This is a genomic window from Marinobacterium profundum (assembly GCF_001528745.1).
GTDB lineage: Bacteria > Pseudomonadota > Gammaproteobacteria > Pseudomonadales > Balneatricaceae > Marinobacterium_A > Marinobacterium_A profundum.
This window is the reverse complement of the sequence record NZ_BCNS01000083.1, coordinates 35,294-55,488: the sequence shown is the minus strand read 5'-3', so window position 1 is coordinate 55,488 and position 20,195 is coordinate 35,294. Positions and strand designations below refer to the sequence as shown.

Here is a 20,195-nt window from a genome sequence, read left to right as displayed (position 1 = left end):
CTTTACTGTTAGTCAGTAGGGACAAAGGCACACCGGCTTATGCAGGTGTGCCTTTTTGCTTTCAGGGGGTTGTCATGAGCAGCCGACAGGTTGCCTGGCAATGTCAGACAAGGAGTTTGTATGTCCTCGACATTCAATATCAGCAATCTGCCCTTCAGTTTGCTCACTGAGGGCGAGCAGGCGCTGCTGCAACAGAGTCTGGATATCGCCTACTACCAGCAGGGCGAAACCATAGTCGTGGCTGGCGGTGAGTCCGAAGGGGTCTATGTCATCCTCAAGGGTTGTGTCGGCGAAAGCGAAGAGTGCCGTGCCGACGGTAGCGACGTGCCCGGGCAGGTGTTCGTGCACTATCAGGCGGATGACTACTTTGGCGGCTGGTCGGCCATCCGTGGCCGTGCGATTCACAACTTCGTCGCGGTAGAGGAAACCATCTGCCATATACTGCCTACGCGGGTGCTGCTGGAACTGGTGTCAAGCAACTCGCTGTTTGCGGACTATTTCGCCCAGAATCTGGCGGTCAAGTCCGAGATAGTGGCGCAGCAGGATCAGGATCAGGACATGGCCGAGTTTATGCTGGCCAAGGTCAGCAGCGGCCTGGTGCAGGAACCGCTGATCGTCGACGAAGGTACCAGCATCAGCGAGGCTACAGTGCTGATGCGTAACCACAAGGCGGATTGCGTGCTGGTGCGAAAGGGGAATCGCTACGGCATGATCACCAAGACGGACCTGCTGGAAGCGCTGGTCATAGGCAAGCTGGAGCAATCGGCTGACCTGGTGCAGATCGCCAGCTTCCGGCTGGTGACGGTAAGCCCCGATGACTACCTGTTCAATGCGCTGGTGCTAATGACCCAGCAGCATATCGAGCGCCTGGTGGTCATGCGCCAGCAGACGCTGGTGGGCATAGTCGCGCTGACCGATATTCTGAGCTACTTTTCCAGCCACTCCCATGTGATAGGTCTTCGCATCGAACGCGCCCAGAGTGAAGAGGAGTTGCAGGATGCGGCGCAGCGCCTGAACAACCTGATCAAGTCGCTGGTATCCCACGGCGTCAAGGTACGCTTCACCATGGATCTGCTGGCGGCCATGAACGGTCGTATCATGGCCAAGCTGTTTGACCTGATGATTCCGGCGGACATGCAGCCCCATGTGTGTCTGGTGGTGATGGGGTCCGAGGGGCGGGGCGAACAGATTCTCAAGACCGACCAGGACAACGCCCTTATTTACCGAGATGGCCTGAGCTGGCCCGGCATGCAGCAGACGCTGCAGCGCTTCAGCGCACGGCTGATAGAGTTCGGCTTTCCGCCGTGCCCCGGCAATATCATGGTATCCAACCCTGCATGGGTCAATTCGCTGGGGGACTGGACCCAAAACCTGAGCGACTGGGCGCAGTCCTGCGAAGGTGATGCCGTAATGAATCTGGCTATCGCCGTGGATGCCAAGCCCGTGGCGGGTAACCCTGCGTTATTCAAGGCCGGGCGTAACTGGTTTTTGCGTCATCTGCGCAATAACGATCTATTCTTTTCTCACTTCACCCGTGCGGCGCTGGAATTCGACACACCGCTGACGTTTTTTGGCAGCTTGCGGGACAAGGCTCAGCTGGATATCAAGAAGGGCGGTATTTTCCCTGTAGTGCACGGTATACGCGCCATGGCGCTGGAGTATCGGGTGCTGGCGACTAATACCTTTTCCCGCATAGATGCACTGGTGGAGCTGGGTCAGTTGCAGGCCGAGCAGGGTGCGGATCTGGCCGAAGCGCTGGCGCTCTTTGTGCAGTTGCGCCTGCGTCAGCAGATGCGCAGGCTCGAGGCCAGTGATGATGGTCAGGATCCAACGCCCAACCTGATTGAAATCCCGCTGCTGAACAAGATGGAACGGGATCTGCTGCGCGATGCGCTGCATATCGTCAAAGGCTTCAAGAAACATCTGGCATTGCGTTATCGCCTGGAGGGCTGATGTACATTCCAAGAACCCTGCGCCGACTCAAGGACCGGCTCGAACATCGCAGTGGCATTCACGGTGCTCTGTTCGAGCCCTATCAGGGGGATGAGGTGGTGTCGCTGGACTGCGAAACTACCAGTCTCAATGTGGCCGAAGCGGAGATTCTCTCGATCGCCGCGGTGCGGATACGTGGCACCCGGGTGCTGACCAGCGAGCGGCTTGATATCCGCCTCAAGCCCCCGGCGAGCCTGGGTGCTGATTCAATCAAGATACACAAGTTGCGCGCGGCGGATCTGGCGGATGGCATTGAATTAGACGAAGCGCTGCGGCTGGTGCTGGAGTTTGTTGGTAACAGACCCATTCTTGGCTACTACGTCAGTTTCGATGTGAGCATGCTCGACAAGTACCTGCGTCCGCGTTATGGCTTTGGCCTGCCCAACAAGACCATTGAGCTGTCCCATGTTTACCATGACATTATCAAGTGGAAATCCATCGGTGGCACCGTGGATCTGCGTTTCGATACTCTGGCGGCAAAGCTGGATGTTCCTATCATTGAACGCCATACCGCCCTCGGTGATGCCATCACAGTGGCGCTGATGTATGTGCGCCTCAAACACGGCGAAGCTCCCAGCGCCAGTCACTGAAACCCGCCGGTACTGCGTTGCCTCGGCGGGTTTGTAGCGTGCCGTCAATTTTAAATCAGGCTTTTGGCGTGGTATTTGCTTTATTCCCTGCAGATAACTAACTTATTGACGTTCTGGTGACAGCATTTTGTCGTATGATGGCGTTGGCTAGCTTGCTGACGTGTAAAAGCGACATATAATGTCAAAATGCTGCCAGGTTGGTCGGGGGACAGAGCAATGGTTGAACGCGCCGATATCAATAGCGTACTGATGCAGATGCGAGCAATGCAGGCCCAGGCACAGCAAGGTGTCTCGCCGATTCAGGCACCGGGTGTACAGCAGGGTCCGGAAGGCGTGGATCGTACTGGTTTCGGTGAGCTGCTGAAGAATGCAGTCGACAAGGTGAATAATCTGCAGGGAGATGCCAAAAAATTGGCGGTTTCCTATGAGCAGGGCGACCCTGCGGTGGATCTTCCCCAGGTCATGATCAGTATGGAAAAGGCGTCGGTTTCGTTCGAGGCCATGACTCAGGTGCGTAACCGGCTGGTTACAGCCTATGAAGATATTATGAAGATGCCGATGTAATACGGGATCCAACAGGAATCAGGGCGGCTTCACTTGAATGGATAATACCCCGGCGCAACTCGAAGGCAGCAAGCGTGGTCTGATGGCCGGCTTCAGCAGTCTCAGCATACTGCGGCAGATCGGCCTGATGGTGGGCCTGGCTGCCAGCGTTGCGATTGGTTTTGCCGTGGTGCTCTGGTCGCAACAGCCCGATTACCGGGTGCTCTTTTCCAACCTTTCCTTTGCCGACGCCAATCAGGTGATCGAGCAGCTGCGCCTGTACAACACTCCTTACAAGTTCGATGCCGACGGTCGCGCCATACTGGTGCCGCAGGAACATGTGCATCAGGCACGCCTGAAACTGGCCGCAGAGGGCTTTACCGCAGACAAGAGTGTGGGTTTTGAGCTGCTGGATCAGGAACAGACCCTGGGCACCAGCCAGTTTATGGAAAACGCCCGCTACCGCCGGGGCCTGGAAGGCGAGCTGTCGCGAACCATTGCCAGCCTGGTGGCCATTCGCAGCGCCAGGGTACATCTGGCCATTCCCAAAAGTACCGTGTTTATTCGCGATGAGCGCAAGCCCAGCGCGTCGGTGTTCGTTGAGCTCTTCGCCGGTCGGCGGATCGAGCCCAATCAGGTGGCCGCCATTGCCAGTCTGGTGGCCTCATCGGTGCCGGAGCTGGATGTGCGCGACGTGACGGTGGTGGATCAGAAAGGACGGCTGCTCAATAACCGCGATGTGGACGAAGATGTAGTGCTGGCCGGCAAGCAGCTGGACTACACCCACAAGATCGAGGAAACCCTGCTTAATCGCGTTAACAGTATCCTGCAGCCGGTGGTTGGGTTGGGAAACTACCGTGCCGAAGTGTCGGCGGATATCGATTTTAATGCGGTGGAGCAGACTAGCGAGCTGTTTAATCCGGATCTGCCATCGCTGCGCAGCGAACAGACCGTCGAGGAAAATCGTGCCGCTGGCCAGGCTGCCGGTGGCGTGCCGGGTGCGCTGTCGAATCAGCCGCCTGGGCCCAGTACTGTGCCTGAAGTGGCCAACGGTGAGGCGGGCGCAATTGCTGGCGGTGGGATGTCTGGCAGCAGCCGACAGCAAGCGGTACGCAACTATGAACTGGATCGCTCCATCAGTTACACGCGCCAGCAGATGGGCCGTGTGCGCCGCCTGACCGTGGCCGTGGTAGTGGATGATATACCCTCAGCACGCTCGGAAGAGGGTGCTGGGCAACGCCAGCCCTGGACCCAGAATGAACTCGAACGGCTGCGCATTCTGGTGCAGGATGCCGTGGGCTTTTCGCCCCAGCGTGGTGACAGCGTAAATGTTATCAACTCGGCCTTTGCCGCCACCGAGCCCTTTGTGGAAGCGGCGGATACCCCTTTGTGGCAGCAGGACTGGCTGTGGGATATCGTCAAACAGGTGATGGCCGCGCTCTTTGTACTCTTGCTGGTGTTCGGCGTGTTGCGCCCGATACTGAAGAATCTGGCGGTGCCCGCATCGGACGACGGCAAGCCGCGTCTGGGTAGCAGTGGCGGTGTGACCGCCGAACTTGAAGGGCTCGAAAGTTCCGGTGTGGCGGATGATCGGGTGACATTTGGCAGCTCGGACGAGAACTTTTTGCCGACACCCAATGAGAGCTTCGAATATCAGATCAATACCATTCGTAGTATGGTGGCCGAGGATCCTGCCCGGGTGGCGCAGGCGGTACGGCAATGGGTAGCGGAACATGAGTGATGAGGCCGGGAACGGCGACCTGGATGATATTGAAAAGGCAGCAATACTGCTGATCAGTCTGGGTGAGGCGGATGCGGCTGAGGTGCTCAAGCATCTGGGCCCCAAGGAAGTACAGCGCATTGGCTATGCCATGACACGCCTGAATAACGTGCCACAGTCACGGGTTGAGGCGGTGGTGTCGGATTTCATGCATGTGGTCAGCGATCAGACCGGCATTGGTATCAACAATGACCGCTATATTCGCGCCATGCTGAATCAGGCGCTGGGTGAGGAAAAGGCCAAGACCCTGATTGATCGGATCCTGATGAGCACCAATACATCGGGACTCGATACGTTGCGCTGGATGGAAGCACGTCAGATTGCCGAAGTTATTCGTTTCGAGCATCCGCAGATTCAGGCGGTAGTGATCGCTTACCTCGATCCCGATCAGGCGGCCCACGTGCTGACCTATTTTGACGACCGGGTGCGGCTCGATATTCTGATGCGCGTCTCGGCGCTGGATCAAATACAGCCCCAGGCGCTGCAGGAACTGAACGATATGTTCGAGGCGCAGTTTACCGGCCGCGGCTCCAGCAGTCAGACCTCCACGCTCGGCGGTATCAAGGCCACGGCCAGCATCATGAACTTCATCGACAGCAGCGTGGAGGCCGAGGTGATGGATGGCATTCGCGAGGCGGATGAAGGTCTGGCATCGCAGATCGCCGATCTGATGTTTGTGTTTGATAATCTGCTGGATCTGGACGACAAGGGTGTGCAGGTACTGTTGCGCGAAGTCTCCACCGATCTGCTGGTTATTGCCCTCAAGGGCGCCGATACGGCGTTGCAGGAAAAAATCTTCAAGAACATGTCCAAGCGTGCCGCCGAGCTGTTGCGTGACGATCTGGAGGCCAAGGGGCCGGTACGGGTTAGCGAAGTGGAAACGGCGCAGAAGGAAATCCTCACAGTGGCACGTCGCCTGGCCGATGAGGGCGAGATCATGCTCGCCGGCGGCGGCGAGGAACTGATCTGAGGTCATTATGAGTCCAGCTGACAAAAAACCGACACGTATTCCCGCCGCCGATGTGGGCCTGGTGCTGCCCTGGCAGTTGCCCAGGGTGCAGGGTGAGCATCTGGTCGCGCTGGTACAGCGACAGGAGTCGGCGGTAGAGGAGCAGCTGGAGCCCGAGGAACAGCTATTTGGTGGCGCCAAGATGACGCTGGCGGAGCTGGAGCGCATTACCGATGAAGCGCGCCAGGAAGGGCTGGACGAAGGCTACCGCGAAGGGCTCGCCAAGGGGCTTGCCGAAGGGCGCTTAAAGGGCCACGCCGAAGGCTTGGCGCAGGGCAAGGTCGAGATTGATCGCTCCCTTGCCCGCTTGTCGCAATTGCTGGGCGAACTCGAAGCGCCGCTGGCCCAGCAAGGCGAGCAGCTGGAACAATGCCTGCTGAGCCTGGTGACCTCTCTGGCCCAGGCAGTGACCGGGCATGAACTCAGTAGCCAGCCGGCGCTGATTCTGCAGGCGGTACAGGACGCGCTGGCGCAGCTGCCCAGCGAAGGCGGTGCCGTGCGTATCCATGTGAGCCCGGAAGATGAAGTGCTGTTGCAGCCGCTGGCCCAGGCACGGGATCATTGTGAACTGGTGCCGGATGCCGCCATCAGTCCTGGTGGCTGTGTCATCAAGACCGCCAACTGCCAGGTGGATAGCCGCGTAGAGAGCCGTTTTCGCCAGGCTGCCGATCAATTGCTGTCGCGTCTGGCTGAGTCTGGCCCGGGTGGCGGCGCTAAATGACGGAAAATTGACGCCATGTCCCGTCTGCTGCAGCGCATGCAACGCCATCTGGATATAGAGTACAGCACTGTGCGCCCGCTGGTGGAAGGTCGTATTACCCGTCTGATTGGTCTGACGCTTGAGGCCGTGGGGCTGCAGGTCGCCATAGGTGACAACTGCGAAATCCAGGTACGTCCCGGCCTGCGGGTTGAGGCCGAGGTGGTGGGGTTCTCCGGAGACCGTATTTATCTGATGCCGCTGGACAGCATCGACGGCCTGCAGCCGGGTGCGCGCATCACGCCACTGAGCGGCGCAGGCCAGGTGGATGTGGGGCCCGGGCTGCTGGGTCGGGTACTCAATGGCGTCGGCAAGCCGCTGGATGGCAAGGGCCCGATTGAGGCGGTCGAGCGGGTATCCCTGGGCGGTGAGATCATCAACCCACTGAACCGTCATCCCATCGAACAGACACTGGATGTTGGTATTCGCGCCATCAATTCGCTGCTGACCGTGGGGCGAGGTCAGCGCCTGGGCCTGTTTGCCGGCAGCGGTGTGGGCAAGTCGGTGTTGTTGGGCATGATGACCCGTTACACCGAAGCCGACATTATTGTCGTGGGTCTGATCGGTGAGCGTGGCCGCGAAGTGAAAGAATTTATCGAGCACAACCTGGGTGCCGCCGGCCTGGCGCGCTCTGTGGTGGTGGCATCCCCCGCTGATGACTCGCCCCTGATGCGGCTGCGGGCGGCGCAGCTGGCGACCCGCATTGCTGAATACTTTCGCGCCCAGGGGCGCAATGTACTGCTGCTGATGGACTCCCTCACGCGTTATGCCCAGGCCCAGCGCGAAATCGCCCTGGCGGTGGGCGAGCCGCCGGCCACCAAGGGCTATCCGCCGTCGGTGTTTGCCAAGCTGCCGCGTCTGGTTGAACGGGCGGGCAATGGCGCCACCGGAGGCGGTTCCATAACGGCTTTTTATACGGTGCTGACCGAAGGTGACGATCAGCAGGATCCGGTGGCGGACGCTGCCCGGGCCATTCTGGATGGTCATGTAGTGCTGTCGCGACGCCTGGCCGAGCAGGGCCACTATCCCGCTATTGATGTCGAAGCCTCCATCAGCCGGGCAATGCCCTCGATTGTGGGCGAGGGTCACCTGGCGTTGGCCATGCGTTTCAAGCAGCTGATGTCGCGCTACCAGCAGAACGAAGACCTGATTACCGTGGGCGCCTACAGCAAGGGCAGTGATGCGGATACTGACTTTGCCATAGAGCGCATGCCGGTGCTGCGCAGTTTTCTGCAGCAAAGTCTGACTGAGGCGAAACCCATGGCGCAGTGCATCCAGGAACTGTCCATGGTGCTGTCGCCACCGCCCAAGCCGACCATGGGTAACCCCGCCGGCGTTACGCCTGTAGCCGGAGTACGGCGATGAAAAAACGTTCCCAGCGCATGGCCCTGCTGCAGGATCTGGCTGAACGCAAGAAACGCCAGGCCGATCAGTTTATGGCCGACAGTCGGGCGCGGGTGAATCAGGGTGAGGTGACGCTGCGCCAGCTTGAGCAATATCTGACTGAATACCAGCAGCAACTCCAGCAGCAGGGGCAGGCGGGTATTGCCGTGGCTCAGATGCTGATGGCGCGGGCTTTCGTTGAGAAAATCGAAGCCAGCATTCGTCAACACCGCGAGACCATGAAAACCAACGCCGAGCAGCTGGAGCAGGTCGAACAGTACTGGCGCCAGGCCTATGGCCACCAGTGTGCCATGAAAAACCTGACCGAGCGTGCCCTGACCCAGGAGCGCGTCGAGGCTGAGAAGCAGCTGCAAAAAGAGCTCGATGATCGCTCGCAGCGAGTGCGCACGCCCTTTATCTGAATAGGCTGTTTGGGTGGTGCGCGGGGGCGCCCGTTTGATCGCCCTGCTATGGCTGGCGGTCAGGGGCGACAAAATTTTACGGCTGGTTGGCCTGCAATCTGCATATACTCCCGCAGTTGCTATCATTTTGGAGCTGCCATGCTTGCCCCTTTATTGCCTGTCTCCTCTGTTGCTGTGTTGTCCAGGCCCGCTGCGCCCGCCGTGAGCAATGGCTCTGCGCCCTTAGCTGCCGGGTCTGCGGTTTTTTCCAGTGTGCTGACCGCAGAGCGTGCTGGCGGCGAAAAATTGCCGCAGGCCCAGACAGCAGGGTCAGCTGAGAAAGCTGGCGGCAAGAGCCTGCCAGGCGCCGACGATAACCGAGCCAGTACCGATACCATTGCGGATGCCGCCACTGTTGCAGGCGCGGCGGCTGCGAGGAATGTTGAGGCGGGCCTTGAGGTGAATGCCGAGGTCGATGCCAGAACCTCTGCACAGATCCGCCGGGAACAGGGCTTTACACCCGGATCGCTGCAGGCCCAGGCCCATGCCGCCGAGGGGACTGCGGTTGTCAGTGGCGTGCCCGCGAGGGTTGTGCGTGCAGACGCACTGAGCGAAGCGGACGAGGATCTGAAAGCGATGCCGCCTGAGTCTGAGCGCTCTATCCCGCAGGTACCTTCCGATACGGCGTTGCCGTCGGCTTTAGAGTCGGCAGGTCAGATTACGGATCCGGAGGTGGATCAAGCACCTGCGTCGTTGCTGCCGCCGTCTGGGGTCGTGGCGCCCTTTGTGGTACAGGATGGAAGCTCGACTCAGGCTGGGATGCTGTCGCAATTTGCTGCACCGGCTGAGAGCGCAGATATAGCCACCGATACGCTCGATGCTGATATTGCTGCGGCGACACCCGTATCGGCTACAGGCACTCATGCTGTGAACATTGCCGGCGCTGCTGCCTCGAATGTCGCGGCTATGGATTTAACACCGCCTGCGGATATTCAGACCCTGATGAGCGCGATTCAGCGCGATGTCGGCCAGGTGCTACCGCCAGCGGTACTGCGGGCCCTGCAGGCGCAGCAATCTCAGCCCTCTGAACAAGGACTTGGCACTCTAACGGCGGGTACCGCTATGGCTGCTGAACCGGCGAGTGTTGCGGCGCGCCTGCCTGGCGCTGAGCTTGCACCTGTACCGGCTACCCCGGCCTCTCCAGTGAGCCTTTCGCCGCTGCAGAGCGCAGATCTGGGCGCAGCGCAGGCGTCTGTGCGCTTAAGCGCGGCGGATGCGATAGCTCGACTTGCGGGCGTTACTGACGCCGGCGCCGATGCGCAGGCGGATGACAGTATCCAGCAGGCAGGGTTGCTGCGAACCGGTGCTGAGGGGCCTCGGGCGGCGCAGTCGCTGAATCCGCTCCCGGCACAGTTACAAAGCATGCCACCCGGGCTTTCGCCGGGGCTGTCACAGGGGAATGCCGCCTGGGGTCAGGCCATTTCGGAGCGAGTGTTGCTGATGACGGCGGGCAGTCTGCAGGTAGCCGAAATTCGGCTGGATCCGCCGGAACTGGGGACTCTGCATGTACGCCTGCAACTGAATCAGGATCAGGCGAGTCTTAGCTTTACCTCGCCCCACGCCCAGGTGAGAGATGCGCTTGAACAGCAGATGCCGCGTCTGCGCGAAATGCTGGCGGAGCAGGGGCTCAATCTTGAAAACAGCTCGGTGGCTGATGATTCAGAGCGTCGCGAGCGCTCGAGACCTGATGCCGGCAGCGGTGCCGGGTTGGTGGCGGAGCAGGATGAGGATCCGGCTGCGACTGTGGCGCCCGTGGTGAGCTTGAGTCGCTCGCTGGTGGATGATTATGCCTAAGCTGTAAAGCGGCGCTGAGTCTTTGATAGAGCCTTAAAATCAGTGTGTTATATTATGCGTCCGGGCAGTTGGAGAGACAAATGGCACAGGATAAGGCAGTGGAAGATATGGCAGCGGGCAAGTCGGCAAAGTCCGGTCGCCTGATGATGGTGGCGGTCGTCTTGCTGGCGTTGCTGGTCGGCGGCGGCGGTGTCGCGGCTTTCTTCATGTTGTCCGGCAGCGATAGCGCGGGCCCGGCTGTGAGCGATGCGGCGGCGCCTGTAGTCAAGGCCAAGGCGCTTTATACCAAAATACGCACGCTCGAAGGTCGGCCAATGTTTGTGGTTACCCTGGCCTCGGATGATGGCAAGCGGCACTTTCTGCAGACCTATATCGAAGCCAAGAGTCGTGAGCAGGAGGTCGTGGATGTACTGAACCTGCACATGCCGCTGATCGTGGCTCGGCTGAACGCGCTCTTCACGTCCCAGAAATTCGAACAGTTGCAGACTATCGAGGGCAAGATCCAGTTGCGCTCCGAGGCGCTGGAACTGTTGCAGGGGATTGTGCAGGAGAAGGCAGGGCGTCCCGGTGTGGAAGCGCTGCTGTTTACCAATTTTGTCATGCAGTAATGGAATAGGCGACACGCATGTCGGTTAAAGATCTGCTGTCACAGGATGAGATTGATGCTCTGCTTCACGGCGTGGACGATGGTGACATCGGTACCGGCGATGACGCTGAGGAGCTCGAATCCGGTGGTGTAAAGTCATACGACCTGGCGAGCCAGGAGCGGATCGTGCGCGGGCGCATGCCAGCGCTGGAGCTGATTAACGAACGTTTTGCCCGCCATACCCGCCTGACACTGTTCAACCTGCTGCGCCGTACCGTTGATGTAACTGTGGGTGCTGTACAGGTGATGAAGTACGGCGACTATGTACATACGCTCTACCTGCCCACCAGCATGAATCTGGTGAAAGCCCTGCCGCTCAAGGGCACGGCGCTGTTTATCCTGGATGCCAAGCTGGTGTTCAAGCTGGTTGATAACTTCTTCGGTGGTGATGGCCGTCAGGCCAAGATCGAGGGGCGAGACTTTACTCCGACCGAAACCCGGCTGGTGCGCAAGGTGCTAGGCCAGTTGTTTGCCGACCTGGAAGAATCCTGGCGTCCTCTGATGGCTTTGCGCTTCGAGCATATAGGCCACGAAATGAACCCGGCGATGGCGAATGTGGTCAGTCCCACTGAAGTCGTGGTCGTCAGCACCTTTCAGGTGGATCTGGAGGGCGGCAGCGGTGAGCTGCAGGTCACCATGCCCTATTCGATGCTGGAACCGATCCGGGATCTGCTGGTATCGAGCTTTCAGCCCGCCGAGCGTGAGGGTGACGAGCGCTGGATGCAGGCTCTGCGCCGTGACATCATGTCGGCCGATGTGGATTTGAGCTTGCAGCTGGCCGAGCGGGACATGACCCTGCGCGATGTTATGGCGCTGGAAGTTGGCGATGTCATCCCGGTGGATATTCCGCAGGAGCTGATCCTGCGGGCTGCAGGGGTCCCTACCTTTAGTTGCCGCCTGGGGGTGTCTCGATCGAACCTTGCGGTAAAAATCATTGATCAAGTCAAGGCAACGGACTAAACCTCCCCAACACAGGGCGGGGCTTATCCACAGGCTGACAGGCCGCCGCCGGCGAGCTTTGGAGTATCTGCACAGATGAGTGATGCAAAAGACGCGGGTTCCGACCCGCAGGGCAAAGGCGACGAGTGGTCCGCCGCCATGGATGAGCAGGCCGGGGGTGCTGGCGCGCGGGCGGTCGAGCTTGATGAGCTGAAAGACGAGTCCACTCCTGTTGGCGACCCCAAGCTGGATGTGATTCTGGATATCCCGGTGACCCTGTCGATGGAAGTGGGTAACACCGAGATTGCTATTCGCAATCTGCTGCAACTGAGTCAGGGCTCGGTGATCGAACTCGGTCGCATGGCCGGCGAGCCGCTGGACGTCAAGGTGAATGGCACCCTTATCGCCCATGGCGAAGTGGTGGTCGTGAACGAGCGTTACGGCATTCGCCTGACGGACGTGATCAGCCCGCAAGAACGCATCAAGAAGCTGCGCTGAAGAATGCGGCGTCTCTTTGTAATCCAGTTTTTCTCACTGGTGGCACCCGCTGCACAGGCCCAGGTCGTTGCTTCTACGGCGACGGCTTCAGGCACTGTCGCGGGCGCTGTTTCAGGAGCAGTCTCAGGTGCGGTTTCTGAGGTGGTATCGCAAGCCCAGACTCAGTTGCAGGCAGAGCCCGTGGTTGGCACGGCCCTGAGTCTGGCGCCTGGCTCCACTGTGCGTCCGGCGATGCAGGATCCGGTGTCCTTCGCCATGCTCGGCCAGCTGCTAATGGGGCTGGTGATTGTCATTATGGCGATACTGCTGGTGCTCTGGCTGGTTAAGCGCTTTACCGGCCTTGGGGCCCAGGGACATCATTTGAAAATTGTCGCCGCCCTGTCGCTGGGAACCCGGGAAAAGGCCGTACTGGTCGAGGTGGGTGGTCGACAGCTGCTGCTGGGCGTCGCGCCGGGGCGGGTTAGTTTGCTGGAGCGCTTCGATGAGCCCGTGGTGGACAGCGACCCCGGTGCCGGATTCGGCGCCAAGCTGCGAGAAGTGCTGGAACGCAAGGAGCGACTATGACCTTGCGAATGGCCTGGATTTCGATGCCGCTTGGCACCCGGATGGCACGGTTTTGGCCACTGCTGCTGTTGCCGTTGTTAGCGTTGCTGGCATTGCCCGCAGGCGCTGAAGATATAGGCATACCCGCGGTTAACATCATTACCGCGGATGACGGCAGTACCAGCTACAGCGTGACGATTCAGATTCTCGCGCTCATGACCATGCTGACCTTCCTGCCAGCACTGATCATGATGATGACCGCTTTTACCCGCATCATAGTCGTATTCGCCATTTTGCGTCAGGCGCTGGGGTTGCAGCAGACGCCATCGAACCAGGTGCTGATGGGGCTGGCGCTCTTCCTGACTCTGTTTATCATGACGCCGGTGATCGAGCGGGTTAACACCGCCGCCGTGCAGCCTTATATGAAAGGGGAGCTTGCACCACTGGAAGCTGTACAGGCAGCGGCGGCGCCGTTTCGCGACTTCATGACCATGCAGACACGCGAAAGTGACCTTGAACTCTTTATGCGGTTATCGAAAACACCAAGGGTGAGCTCGGTTGAGGAGATACCCTTTACCGTGCTGGTGCCGGCCTTCGTGACCAGTGAACTCAAAACCGCCTTCCAGATCGGCTTTATGCTGTTTATTCCCTTTCTGGTGATCGATCTGGTGGTGGCCAGTGTGCTTATGGCCATGGGTATGATGATGTTGTCGCCCGTTATTATTTCGCTGCCGTTCAAGATCATGCTGTTTGTGCTGGTGGATGGCTGGGTTATGGTGGTGGGAACGCTCGCGGTCAGCTTTGGGCTCTGATGACGCTCTGCGCGATTACCTTTTAGCCGCCGTTAAAGACACAAACAGGAGGATGTCATGGCACCGCAACTGATGCTCGATCTCTTCGGCGAGGCGCTCTGGCTGGTGGTGTTGCTGGTGTGCGTCATTATTCTGCCGAGCCTGATGGTGGGCCTGATTGTGTCCATGTTTCAGGCCGCGACCCAGATCAACGAACAGACGCTGAGCTTCCTGCCGCGCCTGATTATTACCCTCGGCATGGTGATGTGGGCCGGTCCCTGGATCGTGACCCGTCTGCTGGATCACTTTCGCTTTATTTTCGATGCCATTCCCCAGATGATCCAGGTCGGATAACGCAATGCCGGGCCCGGGAGCGCGCTGATGTTCGATATCGGCTTACTGCAAATCGAACAAATGGTGGCGGATTTCCTCTGGCCTCTGTTTCGCATTGCCGCATTCTTTATGGCCATTCCCATGATCGGCAGTGGCCTGGTGCCGCCGCGCATTCGCCTGGGGCTGGCGCTCGGGGTGACAGTACTGCTGCTGCCGGTGCTGCCGCCCATGCCGTCCTTTGCAGCCTTTTCTGTTGAAAGCTACCTGGTGATCGCACAGCAGATTCTTATCGGCGCTGCCATGGGGTTTATGGTGCAGCTGATGCTGCAGGTGTTTGTCGTGGGTGGGCAGCTGATTTCGACCCAGATGGGCCTGGGCTTTGCGTCTGTGTCTGACCCGGTCAACGGCGTGTCGGTTGTGGTACTGAGCCAGTTTTACCTGCAGTTGGTGATGTTGCTGTTTTTGGCCATGAACGGCCATCTGGTGATGATTGATGTGCTGGCGCGCAGCTTCGAGCGTATCCCTGTGGGTCTGTCGGGCCTGAGTCCTGAGATTTTTTCCGAAATCGTACGCACCGGCGGCTGGATGTTCGCCGCCGCCCTGATGATGGCGCTGCCACCGGTCACCGCCTTGCTGATCATCAACTTTTCCTTTGGCATTATTACCAAGGCCGCGCCGCAGCTGAATATTTTTGCCATCGGCTTCCCTTTTACCATGCTGATGGGTCTGCTTATTGCCTGGGTCAGTCTGGGCGGTTTTTTGGGGCAGTATCAGCGTATCGCCGAGTATGCACTGGAGCTTATCAGTACAACCTTCCTGGGTGGTGGCTGAACATGGCTCAAGTGCGCTCTACGCAGAAAATGTCGGGCATGTTGAATCGACCAGCGAAGGCTTTGATCGATGGCTGAAGAAACCGGTCAGGAGAAAACCGAAGACCCCACACCCAAGCGAATAAGAGAGGCGCGGGAGAAGGGAGACGTACCCCGATCAAAGGAGCTGGGTGCCACTGTGCTCTTGCTGTCGGCGGCAGCCAGTGCGCTGATATTTGGTGATCTGGTGGCTGGTCGCATGCGGGGCATGATGGCGAGCAATCTGTCGCTGGAGCGTGAAGCCCTGTTCGACTCCTCAATGATGGTGGCCTATCTGGCGCGCTCGATGTTTGAAGCGCTGCTGTCGCTGTCCGGCTTCTTCGCGCTGGTGTTGCTGGCGGCAATTGTCGGCCCTATCGCGCTGGGTGGCTGGAATTTCAGTGGCGAATCGGTGCAGCCCAAGGCGAGTCGGATCAATCCGCTTTCCGGTCTCAAGCGCATGTTTTCTCTCAAGGCACTGGTGGAGCTGGTCAAGGCGCTGGCCAAGTTCCTGCTGGTGGCGTCCATCGCGATTTTGGTGCTCAAGGTCATGCAGCCGAGGCTGATGGGGCTGGGGGCGCAGGATGTGGTGCCGGCCATCAGTGAAGCGGTAGACATCGTTATCTGGACCTTTCTGCTGATCAGCGCCAGTCTGATCCTGATCTCACTGCTGGATGTGCCCTTTCAGCTGCACGACTACAGCACGAAAATGAAAATGACGCTGCAGGAAGTCAAGGACGAGATGAAGAGCACCGAAGGCAAGCCCGAGGTGAAAGGGCGCATTCGCCAGTTGCAGCGCGAAATTTCCCAGCGTCAGATGATGGGCAAGATACCCGAAGCCGATGTCGTCATTACCAACCCGACCCATTATGCGGTGGCGCTGAAATATGATCCCGAGTCCGGCCGGGCACCAGTGGTATTGGCCAAGGGCGCTGATTTTGTCGCACTGAGGATTCGTGAGCTGGCGGTGGAGCACGAGGTGCCCATGCTGTCGGCGCCACCACTGGCCCGAGCCCTGTATCAGCACGCGGAGCTGGATCAGGAAATTCCCGCCGGTCTGTTCAAGGCTGTGGCCCAGATATTGGCTTATGTGTATCAGCTGCGCAGTTACCGCAAGCGTGAGTCGGTGGCGCCCACTCAGGTGCGGGATGATGACCTGGAGATTCCGGATGACCTGCGCTTTGACAATTAATCGAGTGGGTTCAGAGGAATCGCCCGAGTTGTCAGTTAATTGGCTAGTTTATTGCATTACTTAATGCGGTTGGAAATACAGGCGTCAATATTTTGAGTTTTGTTTCCATTGGGTCTGAATACAGCGACATAAAGCCGGGTTGCGGCAGTGTGTGACTGAATATTGACGGGTAGCCGATTGGATCGAACGTTCTTAAGTAACGGCATGCGCAGCCTCGGTCAGGGCAACCTGGGGGTTCCGCTGTTACTGCTGGTGGTCATCGGCATGGTTACACTGCCGGTACCGCCATTTCTGCTGGACGTTTTTTTTACGTTCAACATAGCACTGTCACTGGTGGTGCTGCTGGTCTGTGTCTACGCTCTGCGGCCGCTGGAATTTACCGTGTTTCCAACCATCCTGCTGGTGGCAACGCTGCTGCGACTGGCACTGAATGTGGCCTCCACCCGGGTAGTGCTGCTCTATGGTCATGAGGGCGGAGATGCCGCCGGCAAGGTGATAGAGGCCTTTGGTCAGGTAGTGATCGGCGGCAACTATGTGGTCGGCATAGTGGTGTTTCTGATCCTGGTGATTATCAACTTTGTTGTAGTGACCAAGGGTGCAGGGCGTATTTCGGAAGTGAGCGCTCGCTTTACGCTGGACGCCATGCCAGGCAAGCAGATGGCGGTGGATGCGGATCTCAACTCGGGCCTGATTACCCAGGAAGAAGCCAAGCTGCGCCGGCGCGAAGTGACCGAGGAAGCTGACTTCTACGGCTCCATGGACGGTGCTTCCAAGTTCGTACGCGGAGATGCGGTTGCCGGCATCCTGATCCTGGTGATCAACCTGGTGGGCGGGCTGTCCATCGGCATGCTGCAGCATGATCTGAGCTTTGATCTGGCGATCCAGTATTACTCCATGCTGACCATTGGTGATGGTCTGGTGGCGCAGATTCCGTCTCTGCTTCTCTCCACAGCCGCGGCGATTACGGTAACGCGGCAGAATTCGTCCCAGGATATGGGCAACCAAATCCTGCAGCAGATGTTCTCGGCACCTAGGGCGCTGATTGTCGCTGCCTGTCTGCTGGGTGTGATCGGCATTGTGCCCGGCATGCCACATGTCGCTTTTTTGACGCTTGCAGGCGCTGCCGGTGGTATCGCCTGGCTGATACTGCGTCGCCAGGCGCGGGAGGCGCTGGAAAAACAGACCGACAAGCAGGAACTGGCACGTACCCAGACGGCGACTCCTGTGGATGAACAGAAAGAGCTCGACTGGGATGATGTCATGCCGGTGGACATGATAGGTCTGGAAGTGGGGTATCGGCTGATTCCCATGGTAGACAAGCTGCAGGGCGGCCAGCTGCTGGGGCGTATAAAGGGCATAAGGCGCAAGCTGTCGCAGGATCTGGGCTTTCTGGTGCCCTCGGTGCACATCCGTGACAACCTGGATCTGGTGCCTGGCGGTTACCGCATTCTGCTGATGGGGGTTATTGTCGGCGAGGCGGAGGTTTATCCCGATCGCGAGCTGGCGATAAATCCGGGTCAGGTGTTTGGTACTCTCAAGGGTGTGGCGGTGACGGATCCGGCCTTTGGCCTGGAAGCTGTCTGGATTGAAACCGGACAGAAGGAGCAGGCGCAGTCGCTGGGCTATACGGTCGTGGATGCCAGTACGGTGGTGGCCACGCATCTGAATCAGCTGTTGCAGAACCATGCCCACGAGCTGCTCGGGCATGAAGAGGTGCAGCACCTGCTGGATATGCTGGGCAAACACTCGCCCAAGCTGGTGGATGAACTGGTGCCGGCCAAGCTGTCGATCAGCGGCCTGTTGAAGGTGCTGCAGAACTTGCTGATGGAACAGGTACCGCTGAAAGATTTTCGCAGTATCGCAGAGGCTCTGGCGGAAGCCGTGGGTCGCAGCGCGGACCCGATGGCGCTGACCGCAGCAGTACGTATATCGCTGTCACGGCTGATCGTGCAGGAAATCAACGGTTATTCCGATGAGGTGCCGGTGATTACCCTGGACCCCAAGCTTGAGCAGATGCTGCTCAACTCGGTGCAGAATCAGAGCAGTGGCGAGGGGCTGGTATTGGAGCCCGGCATGGCCGAACGGCTGCAGCAGTCTTTGGCCACCACAGCGCAGAATCAGGAAATGGCGGGTAAGCCGTCGGTTTTGCTGGTGGCGGCGCCGGTGCGACCGCTGATGGCGAAGTTCGTGCGCTATGGAAACCACCGAATTCATGTACTCTCCTATCAGGAGATACCGGAAAACAAGAAAGTCACCATAGTGGCGACCGTGGGCGGACAGGGTGGCTAACCCCGCCTGTTGGTGGTCAGGCTTTGAGCCCGGCCAGGCCCGACAGGCTAGCAGAACGCGAAGCTGGCCCTGCAACGCCTTACTCAGAGGACGACTATGAAAGTAAAACGCATTTTTGCCCCTGACATGCGACAGGCGATGCGGCGGGTACGGGAAGAGATCGGCCCCGATGCGGTCATTGTCTCCAATCACCGTGTGGCGGGCGGGGTTGAAGTGGTTGCTGCCCACGAACAGGAATACGAGGCGGCCCAGGCCGAGTTCAAGCGCCAGAGTACGGAACGCCGCCGGCGTGACGAGCAGGTGCAGACGCTGACCGGAGCCGGGCGCTCGAACGCCGGGCGCCAGAGTGCTGTGCTGGAAGACGAGATGCGCAAGGTCAAGGCGCGTATCGCCTCGGCGCAGCAGCAGAGCGGTGTTGCGATGGAGCCGGATATGGGCGTGATGCGCAATCGCCAGATCGGTCAGGATGATGACGAGGATCTGCGCAGTATTCTGGAGTCCTTCAAGCAGCGGCAAAAATCCCGCGCCGAGGTTGTGGCACCGTCGTTTGAAAGCAGCGGTTTTGATGCCGACCCCTTTGCTGCAGGATCCCGGCCTGAACCGACCTTCAGGGCTGAAGCTTCGTCGCAGTCTGCGCCAGGGTATAAGTCTGCGGCAGCGCCGCCCCTGCGGTCAGAAGCCCCGCAGCGTCCGCAGTCGGCGCCTCAGCCCCAGGCTCCGGTTGCAGTAGCGCCGCCCCGTGCTGGCGTTGAATCTTTTGCTGAGCCGCAAAGCTCGCAAGATTCTCAGCGCGCGCTAAATACGCAGAATTCGCAGGATCATGAGCGCATCCTCAACATGCAGGATGAAATTCAGCAGCTGAAGGTCATGCTGCAGCAACAGTTGCGGGCGCAGCCGCAGGTGCCAACGCCACCGGCTCCGCAACCCGTCGTTCAGCCAGCACCCGTACAAGCGTCACCGCAGCCCGCGCCGGCGCAGCTGCGTCTCAGTCGCAGGCTCGACAGTCTGGGTATAGGGCCACGGGTAGTGCGCCATCTGGTGGCGAGCATCGAGCAGGATGTTGAAATCGACAAGGCCTGGCGCAGCAGCCTGGCCCGGTTGTCCGATGCCATTCCGGTGGTGGGTGAAGAATTTATCGAACGCGGCGGCATGGTAGCTTTCGTCGGCCCCACAGGCGTGGGCAAGACCACTACCATCGGCAAGCTGGCGGCGCGCTACGTGCTCAAGTACGGCAGTGCCAGTCTTGCGCTGGTAACTACGGATACCTATCGCATTGCGGCCCATGAGCAGCTGCGTACCTTTGGCCGCATTCTTGATGTGCCGGTGCGGGTAGTCGATGAAACTCATTCGCTGGATGAAGTGCTGCACTCGCTCAAGGGCAAGCGTCTGGTGCTGATCGATACCGCCGGCATGAGCGCCGATGAGCCCCATACGGCGGCGCAGATTGAGCTGCTGCAGGGTGTGTCGCTGCGGCTCAAAAAGCTGCTGGTACTGTCATGTTCGAGCCAGAAGCGGGTCATCGAGAGCGCCTACAATACTTATCAGAAGTTGGGCTTGAGTGGCTGTGTCCTGAGCAAGCTCGATGAGTCCGGCAGCCTGGGTGAGGCGCTGACGCTGTCGATCGAGAAGCAGCTGCCCATCGCCTATGTAACCGATGGTCAGAAAATTCCCGATGATATAGGGGTGGCGCGGCGCCATGATCTGGTGAGCCGTGCGGTGGTAACGGCGCAGAAGGCGCAGGAACGTGAACAGCAGGCGGACGAAGGTCCGGATCTGAGTTTTATAGGTCGGGCAGGATGACCCAGGG

General features: G+C 59.2%; 19 protein-coding genes. All 19 read left to right on the top strand.

Going from position 1 to position 20,195, the window contains the following annotated elements:
• Positions 1 to 120: 120 nt before the first annotated feature.
• Positions 121 to 1,953, top strand: coding sequence for a DUF294 nucleotidyltransferase-like domain-containing protein (locus tag MPRO_RS04500; protein ID WP_067287910.1), 1,833 nt, complete (start codon positions 121 to 123; stop codon positions 1,951 to 1,953).
• Positions 1,953 to 2,582 carry a 3'-5' exonuclease gene (locus MPRO_RS04495; protein ID WP_067287908.1) on the top strand — a complete coding sequence of 210 codons (630 nt, stop codon included), beginning with the start codon at positions 1,953 to 1,955 and terminating at the stop codon, positions 2,580 to 2,582. Before MPRO_RS04500 ends, MPRO_RS04495 begins: the two co-directional genes overlap by 1 nt.
• A 216-nt stretch (positions 2,583 to 2,798) precedes the next feature.
• Positions 2,799 to 3,146: a flagellar hook-basal body complex protein FliE gene (gene fliE / locus MPRO_RS04490; protein ID WP_067287905.1), complete on the top strand. Its 348-nt coding sequence runs from the start codon at positions 2,799 to 2,801 to the stop codon at positions 3,144 to 3,146.
• A gap of 37 nt (positions 3,147 to 3,183) precedes the next feature.
• On the top strand, positions 3,184 to 4,866 hold the full coding sequence (fliF, locus tag MPRO_RS04485) for a flagellar basal-body MS-ring/collar protein FliF (protein WP_067287900.1): 1,683 nt from the start codon (positions 3,184 to 3,186) through the stop codon (positions 4,864 to 4,866).
• A complete protein-coding gene (gene fliG / locus MPRO_RS04480; RefSeq protein WP_067287602.1) occupies positions 4,859 to 5,875 on the top strand; it encodes a flagellar motor switch protein FliG in 1,017 nt (338 codons plus the stop codon). The genes fliF and fliG overlap by 8 nt, the downstream gene beginning before the upstream one ends.
• A 7-nt stretch (positions 5,876 to 5,882) precedes the next feature.
• Positions 5,883 to 6,635 carry a flagellar assembly protein FliH gene (locus MPRO_RS04475; protein ID WP_067287598.1) on the top strand — a complete coding sequence of 251 codons (753 nt, stop codon included), beginning with the start codon at positions 5,883 to 5,885 and terminating at the stop codon, positions 6,633 to 6,635.
• A 15-nt stretch (positions 6,636 to 6,650) separates the two neighbouring features.
• The gene (fliI, locus tag MPRO_RS04470) at positions 6,651 to 8,036 is read left to right on the top strand and encodes a flagellar protein export ATPase FliI (protein ID WP_067287594.1); all 1,386 of its coding nucleotides are present in this window, start codon (positions 6,651 to 6,653) and stop codon (positions 8,034 to 8,036) included.
• Positions 8,033 to 8,476: a flagellar export protein FliJ gene (gene fliJ / locus MPRO_RS04465; RefSeq protein ID WP_067287591.1), complete on the top strand. Its 444-nt coding sequence runs from the start codon at positions 8,033 to 8,035 to the stop codon at positions 8,474 to 8,476. The genes fliI and fliJ overlap by 4 nt, the downstream gene beginning before the upstream one ends.
• Before the next feature lie 138 nt (positions 8,477 to 8,614).
• Positions 8,615 to 10,309 carry a flagellar hook-length control protein FliK gene (locus MPRO_RS04460; protein WP_158651752.1) on the top strand — a complete coding sequence of 565 codons (1,695 nt, stop codon included), beginning with the start codon at positions 8,615 to 8,617 and terminating at the stop codon, positions 10,307 to 10,309.
• 80 nt (positions 10,310 to 10,389) lie between these two features.
• Entirely contained in the window at positions 10,390 to 10,917 is a 528-nt protein-coding gene (locus MPRO_RS04455) for a flagellar basal body-associated FliL family protein (protein ID WP_067287583.1), read from the top strand.
• Between the two features lie 17 nt (positions 10,918 to 10,934).
• Positions 10,935 to 11,915, top strand: coding sequence for a flagellar motor switch protein FliM (fliM, locus tag MPRO_RS04450; protein ID WP_067287580.1), 981 nt, complete (start codon positions 10,935 to 10,937; stop codon positions 11,913 to 11,915).
• Between the two features lie 75 nt (positions 11,916 to 11,990).
• Positions 11,991 to 12,392 (top strand): flagellar motor switch protein FliN, encoded by a 402-nt coding sequence (gene fliN / locus MPRO_RS04445; protein ID WP_067287577.1) that lies wholly within the window; start codon positions 11,991 to 11,993, stop codon positions 12,390 to 12,392.
• 141 nt (positions 12,393 to 12,533) lie between these two features.
• A complete protein-coding gene (fliO, locus tag MPRO_RS04440; protein WP_245635026.1) occupies positions 12,534 to 12,956 on the top strand; it encodes a flagellar biosynthetic protein FliO in 423 nt (140 codons plus the stop codon).
• 41 nt (positions 12,957 to 12,997) lie between these two features.
• A complete protein-coding gene (gene fliP, locus MPRO_RS04435) occupies positions 12,998 to 13,747 on the top strand; it encodes a flagellar type III secretion system pore protein FliP (protein WP_067288123.1) in 750 nt (249 codons plus the stop codon).
• Positions 13,748 to 13,804: 57 nt separating this feature from the next.
• Complete coding sequence (fliQ, locus tag MPRO_RS04430) at positions 13,805 to 14,080, top strand: flagellar biosynthesis protein FliQ (RefSeq protein ID WP_067287573.1); 276 nt, start codon at positions 13,805 to 13,807, stop codon at positions 14,078 to 14,080.
• A 27-nt stretch (positions 14,081 to 14,107) separates the two neighbouring features.
• Positions 14,108 to 14,890, top strand: coding sequence for a flagellar biosynthetic protein FliR (gene fliR / locus MPRO_RS04425; RefSeq protein ID WP_067287570.1), 783 nt, complete (start codon positions 14,108 to 14,110; stop codon positions 14,888 to 14,890).
• A gap of 69 nt (positions 14,891 to 14,959) precedes the next feature.
• Complete coding sequence (gene flhB / locus MPRO_RS04420; RefSeq protein WP_067287567.1) at positions 14,960 to 16,099, top strand: flagellar biosynthesis protein FlhB; 1,140 nt, start codon at positions 14,960 to 14,962, stop codon at positions 16,097 to 16,099.
• A gap of 204 nt (positions 16,100 to 16,303) precedes the next feature.
• Entirely contained in the window at positions 16,304 to 18,388 is a 2,085-nt protein-coding gene (gene flhA, locus MPRO_RS04415; RefSeq protein ID WP_102136262.1) for a flagellar biosynthesis protein FlhA, read from the top strand.
• A 96-nt stretch (positions 18,389 to 18,484) separates the two neighbouring features.
• The gene (gene flhF, locus MPRO_RS04410; protein ID WP_067287562.1) at positions 18,485 to 20,188 is read left to right on the top strand and encodes a flagellar biosynthesis GTPase FlhF; all 1,704 of its coding nucleotides are present in this window, start codon (positions 18,485 to 18,487) and stop codon (positions 20,186 to 20,188) included.
• Positions 20,189 to 20,195 lie beyond the last annotated feature (7 nt).